13 protein-coding genes and 1 other annotated feature are annotated in these 16,690 nt (G+C 46.5%); all 13 genes read right to left on the reverse strand.

Annotation, left to right across the window (positions count from 1 at the left end):
* Nucleotides 1-29: 29 nt before the first annotated feature.
* The 13 genes from rpsJ to rplK all read right to left on the reverse strand — a co-directional run bounded on the left by rpsJ (nt 30) and on the right by rplK (nt 16,583).
* Entirely contained in the window at nt 30-338 is a 309-nt protein-coding gene (gene rpsJ / locus AR543_RS22130) for a 30S ribosomal protein S10 (protein ID WP_017692074.1), read from the reverse strand.
* A gap of 328 nt (nt 339-666) precedes the next feature.
* On the reverse strand, nt 667-1,857 hold the full coding sequence (gene tuf / locus AR543_RS22135) for an elongation factor Tu (RefSeq protein WP_046213348.1): 1,191 nt from the start codon (nt 1,855-1,857) through the stop codon (nt 667-669).
* Nucleotides 1,858-1,969: 112 nt separating this feature from the next.
* Nucleotides 1,970-4,042: an elongation factor G gene (gene fusA, locus AR543_RS22140; RefSeq protein ID WP_060536436.1), complete on the reverse strand. Its 2,073-nt coding sequence runs from the start codon at nt 4,040-4,042 to the stop codon at nt 1,970-1,972.
* A gap of 50 nt (nt 4,043-4,092) precedes the next feature.
* Nucleotides 4,093-4,563 (reverse strand): 30S ribosomal protein S7, encoded by a 471-nt coding sequence (rpsG, locus tag AR543_RS22145; RefSeq protein ID WP_017815359.1) that lies wholly within the window; start codon nt 4,561-4,563, stop codon nt 4,093-4,095.
* Between the two features lie 49 nt (nt 4,564-4,612).
* Nucleotides 4,613-5,032 carry a 30S ribosomal protein S12 gene (gene rpsL / locus AR543_RS22150; protein WP_017815358.1) on the reverse strand — a complete coding sequence of 140 codons (420 nt, stop codon included), beginning with the start codon at nt 5,030-5,032 and terminating at the stop codon, nt 4,613-4,615.
* Between the two features lie 137 nt (nt 5,033-5,169).
* The gene (locus tag AR543_RS22155; RefSeq protein WP_017815357.1) at nt 5,170-5,418 is read right to left on the reverse strand and encodes a ribosomal L7Ae/L30e/S12e/Gadd45 family protein; all 249 of its coding nucleotides are present in this window, start codon (nt 5,416-5,418) and stop codon (nt 5,170-5,172) included.
* 239 nt (nt 5,419-5,657) lie between these two features.
* Nucleotides 5,658-9,272 (reverse strand): DNA-directed RNA polymerase subunit beta', encoded by a 3,615-nt coding sequence (rpoC, locus tag AR543_RS22160; protein WP_060536437.1) that lies wholly within the window; start codon nt 9,270-9,272, stop codon nt 5,658-5,660.
* A 148-nt stretch (nt 9,273-9,420) separates the two neighbouring features.
* Nucleotides 9,421-12,966 carry a DNA-directed RNA polymerase subunit beta gene (rpoB, locus tag AR543_RS22165; RefSeq protein WP_060536438.1) on the reverse strand — a complete coding sequence of 1,182 codons (3,546 nt, stop codon included), beginning with the start codon at nt 12,964-12,966 and terminating at the stop codon, nt 9,421-9,423.
* A gap of 422 nt (nt 12,967-13,388) precedes the next feature.
* Complete coding sequence (locus tag AR543_RS22170) at nt 13,389-13,985, reverse strand: class I SAM-dependent methyltransferase (protein WP_060536439.1); 597 nt, start codon at nt 13,983-13,985, stop codon at nt 13,389-13,391.
* Between the two features lie 105 nt (nt 13,986-14,090).
* Complete coding sequence (gene rplL, locus AR543_RS22175) at nt 14,091-14,453, reverse strand: 50S ribosomal protein L7/L12 (protein ID WP_046213354.1); 363 nt, start codon at nt 14,451-14,453, stop codon at nt 14,091-14,093.
* A gap of 93 nt (nt 14,454-14,546) precedes the next feature.
* Nucleotides 14,547-15,050, reverse strand: a complete 504-nt coding sequence (gene rplJ / locus AR543_RS22180; RefSeq protein ID WP_017815352.1) for a 50S ribosomal protein L10 — start codon at nt 15,048-15,050, stop codon at nt 14,547-14,549.
* A gap of 66 nt (nt 15,051-15,116) precedes the next feature.
* Nucleotides 15,117-15,280, reverse strand: a sequence feature (ribosomal protein L10 leader region).
* 76 nt (nt 15,281-15,356) lie between these two features.
* On the reverse strand, nt 15,357-16,049 hold the full coding sequence (rplA, locus tag AR543_RS22185) for a 50S ribosomal protein L1 (protein WP_060536440.1): 693 nt from the start codon (nt 16,047-16,049) through the stop codon (nt 15,357-15,359).
* 108 nt (nt 16,050-16,157) lie between these two features.
* On the reverse strand, nt 16,158-16,583 hold the full coding sequence (gene rplK / locus AR543_RS22190; protein ID WP_026136396.1) for a 50S ribosomal protein L11: 426 nt from the start codon (nt 16,581-16,583) through the stop codon (nt 16,158-16,160).
* Nucleotides 16,584-16,690: the final 107 nt, after the last annotated feature.

The raw sequence follows: 16,690 nt of genomic DNA on the forward strand, positions 1-16,690 counted from the left end.
GCTTTTGCGTATTACCACATCTATGTGGATTACAGTTTAATTTCGATATCTACGCCAGACGGTAAGTCCAGACGCATCAGAGCATCCACAGTTTGTGGAGTTGGGTTAACAATGTCGATCAAACGTTTATGTGTACGTTGTTCGAATTGTTCACGAGAATCTTTGTATTTATGCACCGCACGGAGAATAGTGATGATTTGTTTCTCAGTCGGAAGCGGGATCGGTCCGGATACTCCTGCGCCGGAACGTTTAGCCGTTTCAACGATTTTCTCTGCGGATTGATCAAGAATTCTGTGATCGTAAGCTTTCAAGCGAATACGAATCTTTTGCTTTGCCATTTTAGTCCCTCCTTTTATCGCCCAATTTATTATCGGACATACTCCGTGAAAATTTTCCAACTCACCGCTCATGGCAAAGGAGCCGGGTGTGTCAGTAACCTCTCACATCATCGCAACGTCTCAGCACAACATTAGTTATTATATATGATAAGCTGGTTGATGCGCAAGTCTTTTTTAAAACTTTTCCATAATAAAATAAGACCTGCACCTTTTTGCAAAGGAAGCAGGCCTTATCATAACTTTCGATTAGGATACAATGTTGCTTCGTTACAATACATTGTTGCTTATTTAAATCTTCCAGATCCTGAAGATCACGTGGAAAGATTAATTATTTGGAGATTGTAGCAACCGCGCCAGCGCCTACTGTACGTCCGCCTTCACGGATCGCAAAGCGAGTACCTTCTTCAATCGCGATTGGGTTGATCAGGGATACGCTAACAGTGATGTTATCACCAGGCATAACCATTTCAGTACCTTCTGGCAGGGAGATAACGCCAGTTACGTCAGTTGTACGGAAGTAGAACTGTGGACGGTAACCAGTGAAGAAAGGCTTGTGACGGCCACCTTCTTCTTTTGTCAGAACGTATACTTGAGCGGAAAACTCAGTATGCGGGTTAACAGAACCTGGTTTGGACAGTACTTGTCCACGCTCGATTTGAGTACGATCAACACCACGCAGCAGGGCGCCAATGTTGTCACCAGCTTGAGCGGAATCCATCAGTTTACGGAACATTTCTACGCCCGTAACAACGGATTTCTTAGTTTCTTCTTGGATACCAACGATTTCGATCTCGTCGCCGACTTTAACAGTACCACGCTCGATACGGCCAGTTGCAACTGTACCACGACCAGTGATAGAGAATACGTCCTCGACAGGCATCAGGAACGGACGATCAGTGTCGCGCTCTGGAGTTGGGATGTAAGTATCGATTGTTTCGAACATTTCAACGATTTTCTTAGCCCAGTCGCCATCAGGGTTAGCCAGTGCTTCACGAGCAGAACCACGAGTGATTGGAGTATCGTCGCCTGGGAAATCGTATTCGCTCAGCAGATCGCGAACTTCCATTTCTACCAGTTCCAGAAGCTCTTCGTCTTCTACCATGTCACATTTGTTCAGGAATACTACGATGTAAGGTACGCCTACTTGGCGGGACAGCAGGATGTGCTCACGAGTCTGTGGCATAGGGCCATCAGCTGCGGATACAACCAGGATCGCTCCGTCCATTTGTGCAGCACCAGTGATCATGTTTTTAACATAGTCAGCGTGACCTGGGCAGTCAACGTGTGCATAGTGACGGTTAGGAGTTTCGTACTCAACGTGTGCAGTAGAGATAGTGATACCGCGCTCGCGCTCTTCTGGAGCTTTATCGATTTGATCGAATGCTACAGCAGCACCACCGTAAGTTTTGGACAGTACAGTTGTGATTGCAGCAGTCAGAGTTGTTTTACCATGATCGACGTGACCGATAGTACCGATGTTAACGTGCGGTTTATTACGTTCAAATTTAGCCTTTGCCATTTTAAACAGTTCCTCCTTGAAGGTAGTGTTGTTTATTTTTGGTATGGGGTATGGATCAGAAAGCGGTTAGACCGCTTTCTGCCTACTCCATAGGTGAAAACAGAGTTTAGACTTAGCCGTTAGCTTTTGCACTAACTGCTTCAGCAATGCTCTTAGGTACTTCTTCATAATGAGAAAGTTCCATGGAGAACACGCCGCGTCCTTGTGTACCGGAACGAAGTGTTGTGGAATATCCAAACATTTCGGACAGAGGTACTTTTGCACGGATAATTTGAGTACCGCTGCGGGAATCCATACCTTCGATACGGCCGCGACGGGAGTTCAGCATACCCATTACGTCACCCATGTACTCTTCTGGTACTGTAACTTCAACTTTCATGATAGGCTCCAGCAGGACAGGTTTACACTTGTCTTTTGCGGATTTCAATGCCATCGAACCGGCAATTTTAAATGCCATCTCGTTGGAATCGACATCATGATAAGATCCGTCTACAACTGTAGCTTTTACGTCTACAACCGGGAAGCCTGCAAGAACACCGTTCTTCATTTGCTCCTCGATACCTTGAAGTGCAGGACCAACGTATTCTCTTGGTACGGAACCACCGACGATTTTGCTTTCGAATTGGTTACCAGTACCTGCTTCGAGAGGTTCGAATTCAACCCATACGTGACCGTATTGACCACGACCACCGGATTGACGTACGAATTTACCTTCGACGCGAGCTGGTTGACGGAATGTTTCACGATAAGCAACCTGTGGTTGACCTACGTTAGTTTCAACCTTAAATTCACGACGCATACGGTCGATAATGATATCAAGGTGAAGCTCACCCATACCTGCCAGGATCGTTTGACCTGTTTCTTCGTTAGTAGAAGCGCGCAGAGTAGGATCTTCTTCCGTCAATTTACCCAGAGCAGTTGCCATTTTATCTTGGTCTGCTTTGGTTTTTGGCTCAACTGCGATCTCGATAACCGGATCAGGGAAGTTCATGGACTCCAGGATAACCGGATTCTTCTCATCACACAGTGTATCACCAGTTCCTGTATCTTTCAAACCAACAGCTGCAGCGATGTCACCAGCGTATACTACGCTGATTTCTTCACGGCTGTTAGCGTGCATCTGCAGGATACGACCGATACGTTCGCGTTTGCCTTTAGTGGCATTCAGAACGTAAGAACCGGATTGCAGTACACCAGAGTATACACGGAAGAATGTCAGTTTACCAACATAAGGGTCAGTCATGATTTTGAATGCCAGTGCAGAGAATGGTTCTTCATCCGAAGAATGACGAATTTCTTCTGTACCGTCTTCGAGTTGACCGTTGATCGCCGGTACATCCAGTGGCGATGGCAGGTAATCGATAACTGCATCCAACATCGGCTGAACACCTTTGTTGCGGTAAGAGGAACCACAGATTACAGGGAAGATCTTAACATCACAAACACCTTTACGCAGAGCAGCTTTGATTTCATCAACCGTCAGCTCTTCTCCTTCGAGGTATTTCATCATCAGATCTTCGTCCAGTTCTGATACTTTCTCTACCAGTTCCATACGAAGCTCATCAACAGTATCTTTCAGATCGGCTGGGATCTCGATATCTACCGGATCTTTACCCAGATCATCTTTGTACTGGATAGCTTTCATTTCAATAATATCGATGATACCTACGAAGTCATTTTCTGCACCGATCGGCAATTGAATCGCTACTGCGTTCGCTTGCAGACGATCGCGCATATCTTTAACTACGTTCAGGTAATCAGCACCGATAATATCCATTTTATTGACATAAGCGATACGAGGTACACCATAACGGTCTGCTTGTCTCCAAACAGTCTCGGATTGTGGCTCAACGCCCTCTTTCGCACTAAATACGCCTACGGCCCCGTCCAATACACGCAGGGAACGTTCAACTTCAACAGTGAAGTCAACGTGACCTGGAGTATCAATGATATTAACGCGGTGGCCCTTCCACTGAGCAGTCGTAGCCGCGGATGTAATCGTAATACCGCGCTCTTGTTCTTGCTCCATCCAGTCCATTGTCGCAGCGCCTTCGTGAACTTCACCGATTTTGTGCGTACGTCCTGTGTAGAACAAGATACGTTCTGTAGTGGTTGTTTTACCGGCATCAATGTGTGCCATGATACCAATATTACGTGTATTTTTCAAGGAGAACTCTCTTGCCATGAATAGGTGCTCCCTTCAAAAATAGGAATTTTTGAAAATTGGCTTGAATCCTACCAGCGGTAGTGAGCAAACGCTTTGTTCGCTTCAGCCATTTTGTGTGTATCTTCACGTTTTTTCACGGATGCGCCAGTGTTATTGGATGCATCGATGATTTCTGCTGCTAAACGCTCTTCCATAGTCTTCTCGCCGCGGTTGCGGGAGTAGTTTACGAGCCAACGCAGACCAAGGGAAGTACGTCTCTCCGGCTTAACTTCGATAGGTACTTGATAGTTAGCACCACCGACACGGCGAGCTTTAACTTCGAGAACCGGCATAATGTTTTTGATTGCCGCCTCGAATACTTCCATAGGATCATTTCCTGTACGTTCTTGGATCAGGTTGAACGCGTTATAAAGAATGCTTTGAGCAACTCCACGTTTTCCGTCGATCATGATGCGGTTGATCAGGCGAGTAACAAGCTTGCTGTTATAAACCGGATCTGGCAACACGTCTCTTTTGGTAACTGGACCTTTTCTTGGCATGTTTATCCCCCTTTCTTAAATGTGCAGTGCAGATTTCTGCACTATCGAATTACTTTTTCTCTTTAGGACGTTTTGTACCATATTTGGAACGACCTTGCATACGGTTGTTAACGCCTGCTGTATCCAGCGCGCCACGAACGATATGATAACGAACCCCTGGTAAGTCTTTAACCCGGCCACCGCGTACGAGTACTACGCTGTGCTCTTGAAGGTTATGACCGATACCTGGAATGTAAGCAGTAACCTCGATACGGTTAGTTAAACGTACACGAGCATACTTACGAAGCGCGGAGTTCGGTTTTTTCGGAGTCATCGTACCTACACGAGTACATACACCACGTTTTTGTGGAGCACTCAGGTTTGTCTCTTGACGTTTCAGAGCGTTAAACCCTTTTTGCAGTGCAGGAGATTTCGATTTCTCGATTTTCGCTTGACGTCCTTTACGGACCAATTGATTGATAGTTGGCATTGTATTGCCACCCCCTTCCCATATTTTCAGTTCTTTTGTAAACCGTTTGTTAAGCCCACAGACCCAGGCGGTTCATAAAAGAACAAATGAAAAGTTTTTGCCTGCCGTTCTGACTAGCAAAAACGTTCCTTATTGCATTATTTAAGGACAACAGCCATCGCACTTCCCACTTCGATTCCACATGCTTTGCCCAGTTCCTTCATCGTATCTACATAAGTGATTCTGACAGAGTGCTTGGAACACAATTGCACGATCTTTGAAATGAGATGCTGCTCTGCATCCTGCGCAACATAGACTTCATCAGCTTGCCCCGTTTCGACCATTCGCATTGTCTGCTTGGTGCCGATCTTGATACGGGCATCCTGTAATCCTTTATCATTAGTCATCTTAACGATTCCCTCCAAAAGATCAGGGATCAGCGCTCTATTCACGCACCTTTGCTATATTAGCATTATCATACGGTTAGTGTCAATAGATAAGTTGAATGTTCTATAAAGAATTATGTGGACAATTATATGGATAAAGCAGTGGTTGCACCGGGAAAGAAAACTCTCCCGGCGTTAACCCTACTGTGTATCATATCAATTCACTGCTATCGCAGTCAATCGTTTACTGACATTTACAACTATTCTACAGTTACAGTTTCCAGATTCTCTTCGTTTCCTTCTACTGCTTCCGGTTCTTCGAACTGAACACTGCGGTAACGGTTCATACCCGTACCTGCAGGGATCAGCTTACCGATAATAACGTTCTCTTTCAGACCCAGCAATTTGTCGACTTTACCTTTGATTGCAGCATCGGTCAGGACACGAGTGGTCTCTTGGAAAGATGCAGCAGACAGGAAGGAATCAGTTTCCAGGGATGCTTTGGTAATACCGAGCAATACCGGTTTGGCAACAGCTGGTTCACGGTCTCCCATAATGGCCACTTTGTTGGCATCTTCATATTCGTAGATATCCACAAATGAGCCTGGCAGCAGCGTAGTTTCGCCGTTATCCACAATACGGATTTTGCGCAGCATCTGTCTGATCATAACTTCAACGTGCTTATCGTTAATTTCTACACCCTGGTTACGGTATACGCGTTGTACTTCCTGCAGGATGTAGTTCTGAACGCCGCGGATACCTTTGATACGCAGCATTTCTTTTGGATCGATGGAACCGTCTGTCAGCTCGTCCCCTGCTTCGATCTCCATGCCTTCTCTTACACGCAGGCGGGAACCGTAGGTAACGGAGTAGACTTTAGTTTCTGCTTCACCTTCGACTTCGATTTCGCGACGGTCTTTGGCTTCACGGATTTCTTTGACTACGCCATCGATTTCACTGATTGTCGCCTGACCTTTAGGGTTACGGGCTTCAAACAGCTCCTGGATACGCGGCAAACCTTGAGTGATATCATCTCCGGCTACACCACCGGTATGGAACGTACGCATTGTCAACTGGGTTCCTGGCTCACCGATGGACTGGGCAGCGATAATACCAACCGCTTCACCGATCTCAACGTGTTTACCAGTCGCCAGGTTACGACCGTAACATTTCTTACATACCCCGTGTCTTGTACGGCAGCTCAGTACGGAACGAATCTGTACTTTGTTGACGCCAGCAGCCACGATAGCTTCAGCCTTGTCAGAATCAATCAGTTCATTGCGGCTAGCGAGGATCTCGCCAGTCTCCGGATGACGAACAGTCTCGAAGCAGTAGCGTCCTTCCAGACGATCGTACAGGTCTTCGATAACTTCTTTACCATCCTGGATACGGCTAACGATAAATCCTTTGTCTGTTCCGCAATCATCTTCACGTACGATTACGTCCTGGGCTACGTCAACGAGACGACGAGTCAGATAACCGGAGTCAGCGGTACGAAGTGCTGTATCCGCCAGACCTTTACGCGCTCCGTGAGTAGACAGGAAGTACTCAAGGACTGTCAGACCTTCACGGAAGTTCGATTTGATTGGGAGCTCGATGATACGACCGGATGGGTTGGCCATCAGACCACGCATACCGCCCAGCTGAGTAATCTGGGATTTGTTACCCCGCGCCTTGGAATCAACCATCAGCATGATGGAGTTGTAACGATCCATCGATTTCATCAGGATGTCGGTCAGCTCGTCCTTCGTACGGGACCAGATCTCGATAACACGGTCATAACGCTCTTCGTTTGTGATCAGACCACGACGGTACTGATTCGTGATAACGGCAACTTTTTTATCGGATTCAGCCAGCAGTGCTGTTTTCTCCGGTGGAACCACAACGTCTGCCACACCAACGGTAATACCCGCACGAGTGGAATACGTGAAGCCCAGTTGCTTGATTTTATCCAGAATTACGGAAGTCAGTGTTGTATGGTAGACTTCGAAACAACGTGCAATGATAGTACCAAGATATTCTTTACCGATCGCACCGGTTTGCGGAACGGCCTTCATGAATTCGAGTACGTTTGTACCTTTTTCATAGATAAAGTAGTGATCCGGGATACCCTGATACAGGTTGGCACGAGTCGGTTCATTGATATAAGGGAAAGACTCAGGGAAAATCTCGTTAAAGATAATCCGTCCGACAGTTGTGATCAACATACCGGATTGTTGTTTTTCCGTAAAGCTGGTTTTACCCAGTGCTTTGGCAGGAATCGCTACACGTGCATGCAGGGAAGCTGTGCCACGCTGATAAGCGGATACGGCTTCATTGACTGTACGCAGGATCATGCCGGAACCTTTGGCTTCCATATTATCCATGGTGAGATAGTAGGAGCCGAGGACCATATCCTGGGAAGGTGTAACAACCGGCTTGCCGTCTTTAGGGTTCAAGATGTTACCGGATGCCAGCATCAGCAAGCGTGCTTCCGCTTGTGCTTCTGCAGACAACGGTACGTGAACCGCCATTTGGTCACCGTCAAAGTCAGCGTTATATGCTGTACATACGAGCGGATGCAGACGGATTGCGCGGCCTTCAACCAGAATCGGTTCAAATGCCTGGATACCGAGTCTGTGCAGCGTTGGTGCACGGTTCAGAAGAACCGGGTGTTCTTTGATTACTTCTTCCAGTACATCCCATACTTCCGGACTTACACGTTCAACTTTGCGTTTTGCACTCTTAATGTTATGAGCCAGGCCTTTGTTAACCAGCTCTTTCATTACGAATGGCTTGAACAGTTCCAGCGCCATTTCTTTTGGAAGACCGCACTGGTACATTTTCAGGTAAGGACCTACGACGATAACGGAACGACCAGAGTAATCGACACGTTTACCGAGCAAGTTCTGACGGAAACGACCTTGTTTACCTTTCAGCATATGGCTGAGGGATTTCAGAGGACGGTTACCAGGACCGGTTACCGGACGTCCGCGACGGCCGTTATCGATCAAGGCATCTACAGCTTCCTGCAGCATACGTTTCTCGTTCTGTACGATAATATCAGGAGCACCCAGATCCAGCAGGCGCTTCAGACGGTTATTCCGGTTGATTACACGACGGTACAGGTCATTCAGGTCGGATGTTGCAAAACGTCCACCATCCAGCTGAACCATCGGACGAATTTCTGGCGGAATTACCGGCAGAACATCCATGATCATCCAATCCGGAGAGTTGCCGGAATTGCGGAATGCTTCGATAACTTCAAGACGTTTGATCGCACGGTTACGACGTTGGCCTTGAGCGGTACGCAGCTCTTCACGCAGGAATTCCAGTTCTTTGTCCAGATCCAGGTCTTGAAGCAGTCGCTTGATCGCTTCTGCACCCATACCTGCATGGAATCCGTAGCCATACTTTTCACGGTAGCTGCGGTATTCTTTTTCAGAGAGAAGTTGTTTCTTCTCCAATGGTGTCTCGCCTGGATCGGTAACAACATAAGATGCGAAGTAGATAACTTCTTCCAGGGATCGTGGAGACATATCGAGTGCAAGACCCATACGGCTCGGGATACCTTTGAAATACCAAATGTGGGATACAGGAGCTGCCAGCTCAATATGTCCCATACGTTCACGACGTACTTTGGCACGTGTTACTTCAACGCCACAACGGTCACAGACTACACCTTTGTAACGTACGCGCTTATATTTACCGCAATGACATTCCCAGTCTTTGGTTGGTCCGAAAATGCGTTCACAGAACAGACCGTCTTTCTCTGGTTTAAGCGTACGGTAGTTGATTGTCTCCGGTTTTTTAACTTCTCCGCGGGACCAAGAACGAATTTTGTCTGGGGAAGCAAGCCCAATTTTCATAAATTCGAAATTGTTAACGTCTATCAAGAGACACCCCTCCTAAGGCCAAATCCTATTTATTGTAAAGCTCTGTATTCCGCACAAATCCCAACGCACCGTCTGATGAATGAGGATAGACCGGAAACACTCCGGTCTACCTTCATCAGACAATGTTGGGAATCATGAATAAGTGATATTAATCTACGCCGACTTCTGAACCTTCAAGGTTGAGGCTCAGTTTATCATTGGTGTTCTCTTCCTCGTCATCCAGCTCTCTCATCTCAATTTCATTTTCATCTTCATTGAGAATCTTAACGTCCATACCCAAGCTTTGCAGCTCCTTGATCAATACTTTGAAAGATTCAGGAACGCCCGGTTCAGGAACGTTTTCGCCTTTCACGATGGATTCGTACGTTTTCACACGACCAACGACATCATCGGATTTGACAGTAAGGATCTCTTGCAGGGTATACGCGGCGCCATAAGCTTCAAGCGCCCATACTTCCATCTCCCCGAAACGCTGACCACCGAACTGAGCTTTACCACCCAGCGGCTGTTGTGTAACGAGAGAGTAAGGACCTGTGGAACGAGCATGGATTTTATCATCGACCATGTGCGCCAGTTTGATCATGTGCATAACGCCGACTGTAACTTCACGCTCGAACTCGTCACCGGTTCTTCCATCGTAAAGGATTGTCTTACCGTTACGTTGCATGCCAGCTTCTTCCATTGTATCGAATACATCGTACTCGTTCGCTCCGTCAAAGACCGGTGTAGCGACGTGAATACCAAGCTTCATCGCTGCCATACCGATATGGACTTCAAGAATCTGACCGATGTTCATACGGGAAGGTACGCCCAGTGGATTCAGTACTACCTGTACCGGTGTACCATCTGGCATAAACGGCATATCTTCTTCCGGCAGAATACGTGCAACGACACCTTTGTTACCGTGACGTCCCGCCATTTTATCGCCTTCGGAGATTTTACGTTTTTGCGCGATGTATACACGTACCAGATGATTTACACCCGGTGGCAACTCGTCGCCGTTTTCTCTGGTGAACACTTTAACGTCTACGACAATACCATCTGTACCGTGTGGTACACGAAGGCTGGTGTCGCGAACTTCACGTGCTTTTTCACCAAAGATCGCGTGCAACAGGCGCTCTTCCGCTGTCAGTTCGGTTACACCTTTAGGTGTTACTTTACCAACAAGAATATCGCCAGCAGCAATCTCGGCACCGATGCGGATAATACCACGCTCGTCGAGATTTTTCAGTGCATCTTCACCCACGTTAGGAATATCGCGTGTGATTTCTTCCGGACCGAGCTTCGTATCACGAGCTTCGGATTCATATTCTTCAATATGAATAGAAGTGTACACATCTTCTTTTACGAGTTTCTCGCTCAGCAGGATCGCATCCTCGTAGTTATAACCTTCCCAGGTCATAAATGCTACGACTACGTTACGTCCCAGAGCGATCTCGCCCATCTCTGTGGATGGACCATCTGCCAGGATATCGCCTTTTTTCACAACGTCGCCTGTTTTGACAATTGGACGCTGGTTGATGGCAGTACCTTGGTTAGATCTCATAAATTTGTGTAATTTATACTTAACGAGATCACCTTTAACTTCTTTGCCGTCTACGTTTTCGATACGGCGCAGTGTAATCTCGCTCGCTGTAGAGCGTTCGATGATACCGTCGTATTTGGTTACAATACATACGCCGGAATCCTTGGCTGCTTTGTGTTCCATACCTGTACCGACCAGTGGTGCCTTCGGAATAAGCAAAGGTACCGCCTGACGCTGCATGTTGGAACCCATCAGAGCACGGTTGGAGTCATCGTTTTCCAGGAACGGAATCAATGCCGTCGCAACAGATACAACCTGTTTTGGAGATACGTCCATATAGTCAACGCGTTCTCTCGGCATAGGAAGGATATTGTCAGCCTGTTTGTTGTAACGGCTGATTACCATTTCCTCTGCAAAAGTACCGTCTTCGTTCAGGACCGCATTCGCCTGTGCGACTACATAGTTATCTTCTTCATCCGCTGTCAGGTAATCAATCTGATCGGTTACCCGATTAGCGTTAGGATCTACACGACGGTATGGTGCTTCGATGAAGCCATACTCATTGATACGTGCGAACGTGGACAGGGAGTTGATCAAACCGATGTTTGGTCCCTCTGGAGTCTCGATAGGACACATACGGCCATAGTGACTCGGATGTACGTCACGGACTTCAAAGCCTGCGCGCTCACGTGTCAGACCGCCGGGTCCGAGGGCAGACAGACGACGTTTGTGCGTCAGTTCGCCAAGCGGGTTAGTCTGATCCATAAACTGGGACAGCTGGGAGCTACCAAAGAACTCCTTGATGGATGCAATCACAGGACGTATGTTAATAAGTGCCTGTGGAGTAATCACGTTAGCATCCTGAATGGACATTCTCTCGCGTACTACACGTTCCATACGGGACAGACCAATACGGAACTGATTTTGCAGCAGCTCGCCTACGGAACGCAGACGACGGTTACCCAGATGGTCAATATCATCCGTATCGCCAATACCCTGAAGCAGGTTCAGGAAGTAACTGATCGATGCGATAATATCAGCCGGTGTAATGTTCTTAACGGATTTATCGATTGTGCCGTTGGCAATTACCGATACTACTTTGCCATCTTCCAGTGGAGAGAAGACGTTGATTGTCTGCATCGGAATATCATTGGCATCGAGTACGCCGCCAGCTACATGGTAAGTTTTGAAGTTCAAGTCACCTTCAAGGTAAGGCATGATCTCATCAAGGAGACGACGATCTACTACCTGTCCGGCTTCTGCTACAATCTCACCTGTATTGGTATCAATCAGCGTCTCAGCGAGGCGCTGGTTAAAGAGACGATTTTTGATATGAAGCTTTTTGTTGATTTTGTAACGACCTACATTTGCAAGATCATAGCGTTTTGGATCGAAGAAACGCGCTACGAGCAAGCTTTTGGCGTTATCAAGTGTTGGTGGCTCGCCCGGACGAAGACGCTCGTAGATCTCGATCAGCGCTTTCTCGGTAGAGTCGGTGTTATCTTTATCTAATGTATTACGGATATATTCGTCATTGCCAAGCAGGTCCAGAATTTCAGCGTCGCTGCCGAATCCAAGTGCACGCAGCAGTACGGTTACCGGGATCTTACGAGTGCGGTCGATACGTACATAGACGATATCTTTTGCATCCATCTCCAGTTCCAACCATGCGCCACGGTTAGGAATAACGGTAGCAGTATATGATGTTTTACCATTTTTATCGACTTTAGTGCTGAAATAGACGCTGGGAGAGCGAACCAACTGGCTGACAATAACCCGTTCTGCACCGTTAATGATAAAGGTGCCGGTTTCCGTCATCAGCGGGAAATCACCCATGAATACTTCCTGCTCTTTGACTTCACCCGTTTCCTTGTTAATGAGACGGACTTTTACCCGCAGCGGAGCTGAATACGTAACGTCACGCTCTTTCGCATCGTCTACTGTGTATTTCGGCTCACCAAGGCTGTAGTCGATGAACTCGAGCACCAGATTGCCTGTAAAATCTTGAATTGGCGAGATATCCTGGAACATTTCACGCAATCCTTCATCCAAAAACCACTGATAAGATTTTTGTTGGATTTCGATCAGGTTAGGTACTTCAAGAACTTCGTTAATTCGTGCATAACTTCGCCGAGTGCGTCGACCATATTGAACAAGATGTCCTGCCAACTTATACTCACCCCTTAATGTCTACTCACTTAAAAATTTCATTGCGAACTGCTGTTTGGATCACGTATAATAGGTCCATACATAGAAGTGCACACCCACAAATAGAGAAAAGCTCTTATCGAATCTTCTCGAAAAAAGAGCACCATCAGCTATCAACGGATGTGACCCAGCAGCTCAGACTTATATTTCAGTTGAAATTAACTGAAATACCGATTATTATACGTTTAAGGACAAGATTAAACACCCTTATGGTACATAATTTTCGTAATTCTACAGAAAACTAAAGCCAAAAAGGGCATCTTAATACTGACATTTTGTAATAATAACACGTTAGCCTATTTAAGTCAACAGGCGTATTCACTGTTTTTACGTTTCCGGTTTGTGTCAAGGTCTGTTCATCCTAGCCGATGAATAGGCCTTTTTTATTTGATTGCCTGGAAGATGCGATATCCTTTATCCTTGGTAACTTCCTCCACACTGGTGAACAACTCTTCCATTTTGGCTTTGGCTGAAGGAGCACCCTGCTTTTTCTGGATAACGACCCATAGTGAGCCTCCATCCTTCAAATGAGCTGCAGCTTCTTCAAAAATGGCATGTACAGTTGCCTTGCCTGCACGGATCGGCGGGTTGGTTAGCACAACGTCGAACTTCTGTCCCTGAACAGCTGCAAACAAATCACTTTCCAGAATCGTTACATTCTCAATATGATTGAGAGCGGCATTTTCTTTGGCCAGTTGAACCGCACGTGCATTAACATCCAGCATCGTTACATGTCCTTTAGCTGCCAGACATGCAGCAGACAGACCAATAGGCCCATAACCGCAGCCTACATCCAGCACGTTGGAATCTTCACTTAGTGTAAGGGCATCAATGAGCACTCTGCTGCCATAGTCTACTCCTGTTTTGGAAAAGACTCCGGCATCACTTATAAATTTGAAAGCCTTGCCCCGCAATTCCGCTTCAATAATACGGCGTTCATGCGCTGCACCAGGCTGGCTGGAATAATAATGATCTCCCATATCATTCCTTCACCCTTTCTTGATTTCACCTGTTATACTGCTTTTTTTATAAAACAAACCCCTTGAACGGATTCAAGGGGTTTGTAAGAAAGAAGAGAAACTCTCTTATTTCAATTCTACAGATGCGCCTGCTTCTTCCAGTTTTGCTTTGATGGATTCAGCTTCTTCTTTAGCAACGCCTTCTTTGATTGCTTTAGGAGCGTTGTCTACTACTTCTTTAGCTTCTTTCAGACCCAGACCAGTTACTTCACGAACAGCTTTGATTACGTTGATTTTGGAAGCACCAGCGGAAGTCAGTACTACGTCAAACTCAGTTTGCTCAGCTTCTGCAGCTGCGCCGCCTGCTGCTGCTGCTGCTACTGGAGCTGCTGCAGTTACACCGAATTCTTCTTCGATTGCTTTTACCAGATCATTCAGTTCCAGTACAGTCATGCCTTTGATGGCTTCAAGGATTTGCTCTTGACTCATTTATAAACCCTCCATAATTGGTTGTATTTTGGTTTGGCTGATTACAGCCATTTTTACGCCGTTAAGGCGTGTGAGGAACAGGGTGCAAATTGCTTACGCGCTTTGCTCTTCTTTCTCGGATACTGCTTTAACTGCCAGTGCAAAGTTGCGAACTGGAGCTTGAAGTACGCTAAGCAGCATGGACAAGAGACCTTCGCGGGATGGCAGAGCTGCCAGTGCTTTGATTTCTTCTGCGCTTACTACGCGTCCTTCAACAACGCCGCCTTTCAATTCCAGAGCGTCATTCGTTTTAGCGAAATCGTTCAGAATTTTAGCCGGTGCTACTGCATCGTCTTTACTGAAAGCAATAGCGGTAGGACCGCTCAGTACTTCGTTCAGTTCAGTCAGGTCAGCAGACTCAGTGGCACGACGAACCAGTGTATTTTTCAATACTTGGAACTCGATACCAGCTTCACGCAGTTGCTTGCGCAGTTCTGTAACTTGAGCTACGTTCAGACCACGATAGTCAGCAACAACTGTAGTTACGCTCTCGCGCAATTTCGCTGCAACCACTTCTACCGCTTCCTGTTTTGCCTGGATTACTTTTGCGTTTGCCAAATTGGACACCTCCTGATCGTATTCTTGCTTTTCTTCATCTTCTTGCGATTCGGAAGAAAAGTTCCTACGGGCATTAAAAAAGCCCCCGCAGAATGACGAAGGCTTGACGGAGCGGATTCACCAGGCGCAGCAAGCTGCGCGCTGAGTATCCGATATTCTATCATAACACCTCGGTAGGAAATTAAGCCTTTACGGGCACCTACTGTCTACGGTTAAACATATTCAAGTGTAATTGCAAGTACAAAGTTCAAGCATAATTACAACTTTCACAGATTATCAAATATAAAGGTTGTTGTCAACCATTAATTATCTGTAAGATGCTGCGTTTACGCGTGCGCTTGGTCCCATTGTGGAAGATACCGCAATGTTTTTCAGGTAGATACCTTTTGCTGCAGCTGGTTTAGCACGGTTCAGCGCTTCAACCAAAGCTTGCAGGTTCTCGTTCAATTGCTCTTCAGAGAAAGATACTTTACCGATAGGAGCGTGAATTTGTCCTGCTTTGTCCAGACGGTATTCGATTTTACCAGCTTTGATTTCTTGAACAGCTTTGGTAACGTCGAATGTAACTGTACCTGCTTTAGGGTTAGGCATCAGACCTTTACCACCGAGCAGACGTCCCAGTTTACCAACTTCGCTCATCATGTCCGGCGTAGCTACGCAGACATCAAATTCGAACCATCCTTGTTGGATTTTGTTGATCATGTCCTGATCGCCAACGAAGTCAGCACCAGCAGCTTCCGCTTCTTTTGCTTTTTCGCCTTTTGCGAATACGAGAACACGTTGAGTTTTACCAGTACCGTGCGGCAGTACTACTACGCCACGAACAGCCTGATCTTGTTTACGAGGGTCTACACCCAGACGTACTGCTGCTTCAACAGTTTCGTCGAATTTTGCAGTAGCTGCTTTTTTAACCAAAGCAACTGCTTCAGCTGGCTCGTAAGTTGCTTCGCTGTCAATTACTTTAACAGCTTCCAAATATTTTTTACCATGTTTAGCCATTTGTTATTCCTCCTTTGTGGTATTAACGGATATTCCTCCCACATATGCGGAAAGCAATGTTTCCGCATAGACTGGATCCTGGCGGACACCAGTAAAAACTAATACAAATTAGTCTTCGATTGTGATACCCATGCTACGTGCTGTACCTTCAACCATCAGCATTGCTGCTTCGATAGAAGCTGCGTTCAGGTCAGGCATTTTTTGTTCTGCAATTTCACGAACTGCGGAACGTTTAACAACTGCAACTTTCTTCTTGTTCGGTTCGCCAGATCCTTTTTCGATCTTAGCAGCAACTTTCAGAAGAACTGCAGCCGGTGGAGTTTTTGTGATGAAAGTGAAAGAACGATCTTCAAACACTGTGATCTCAACCGGAATGATCAAACCTGCTTGATCTGCTGTGCGAGCGTTGAACTCTTTACAGAATGCCATGATGTTGACACCTGCTTGACCCAATGCCGGACCTACTGGAGGAGCCGGATTCGCTTTACCAGCTGGGATTTGCAGTTTTACCATTTTGATTACCTTTTTAGCCATGTAAAACACCTCCTTGCGAATAGTGGTAGACGGACATCGCTGCCCTCCCACGTAAAACGACGCATACGACTCAAAACATCTGCCTCAAGCCTATGCGGTAAAACCGG

Origin of the sequence: Paenibacillus bovis, from assembly GCF_001421015.2 — a bacterium.
Classification (GTDB): Bacteria; Bacillota; Bacilli; order Paenibacillales; family Paenibacillaceae; genus Saccharibacillus; species Saccharibacillus bovis.

Excerpts from the sequence above, each read along its gene's own strand:
- rplK (WP_026136396.1), bottom strand. The coding sequence starts at position 16,583 with ATGGCTAAAAAGGTAATCAAAATGGTAAAACTGCAAATCCCAGCTGGT.
- AR543_RS22170 (WP_060536439.1), bottom strand. The coding sequence starts at position 13,985 with ATGGGAGATCATTATTATTCCAGCCAGCCTGGTGCAGCGCATGAACGC.
- rplL (WP_046213354.1), bottom strand. The coding sequence starts at position 14,453 with ATGAGTCAAGAGCAAATCCTTGAAGCCATCAAAGGCATGACTGTACTG.
- rpsG (WP_017815359.1), bottom strand. The coding sequence starts at position 4,563 with ATGCCAAGAAAAGGTCCAGTTACCAAAAGAGACGTGTTGCCAGATCCG.
- rpsJ (WP_017692074.1), bottom strand. The coding sequence starts at position 338 with ATGGCAAAGCAAAAGATTCGTATTCGCTTGAAAGCTTACGATCACAGA.
- rplA (WP_060536440.1), bottom strand. The coding sequence starts at position 16,049 with ATGGCTAAACATGGTAAAAAATATTTGGAAGCTGTTAAAGTAATTGAC.
- AR543_RS22155 (WP_017815357.1), bottom strand. The coding sequence starts at position 5,418 with ATGACTAATGATAAAGGATTACAGGATGCCCGTATCAAGATCGGCACC.
- fusA (WP_060536436.1), bottom strand. The coding sequence starts at position 4,042 with ATGGCAAGAGAGTTCTCCTTGAAAAATACACGTAATATTGGTATCATG.
- rpsL (WP_017815358.1), bottom strand. The coding sequence starts at position 5,032 with ATGCCAACTATCAATCAATTGGTCCGTAAAGGACGTCAAGCGAAAATC.
- tuf (WP_046213348.1), bottom strand. The coding sequence starts at position 1,857 with ATGGCAAAGGCTAAATTTGAACGTAATAAACCGCACGTTAACATCGGT.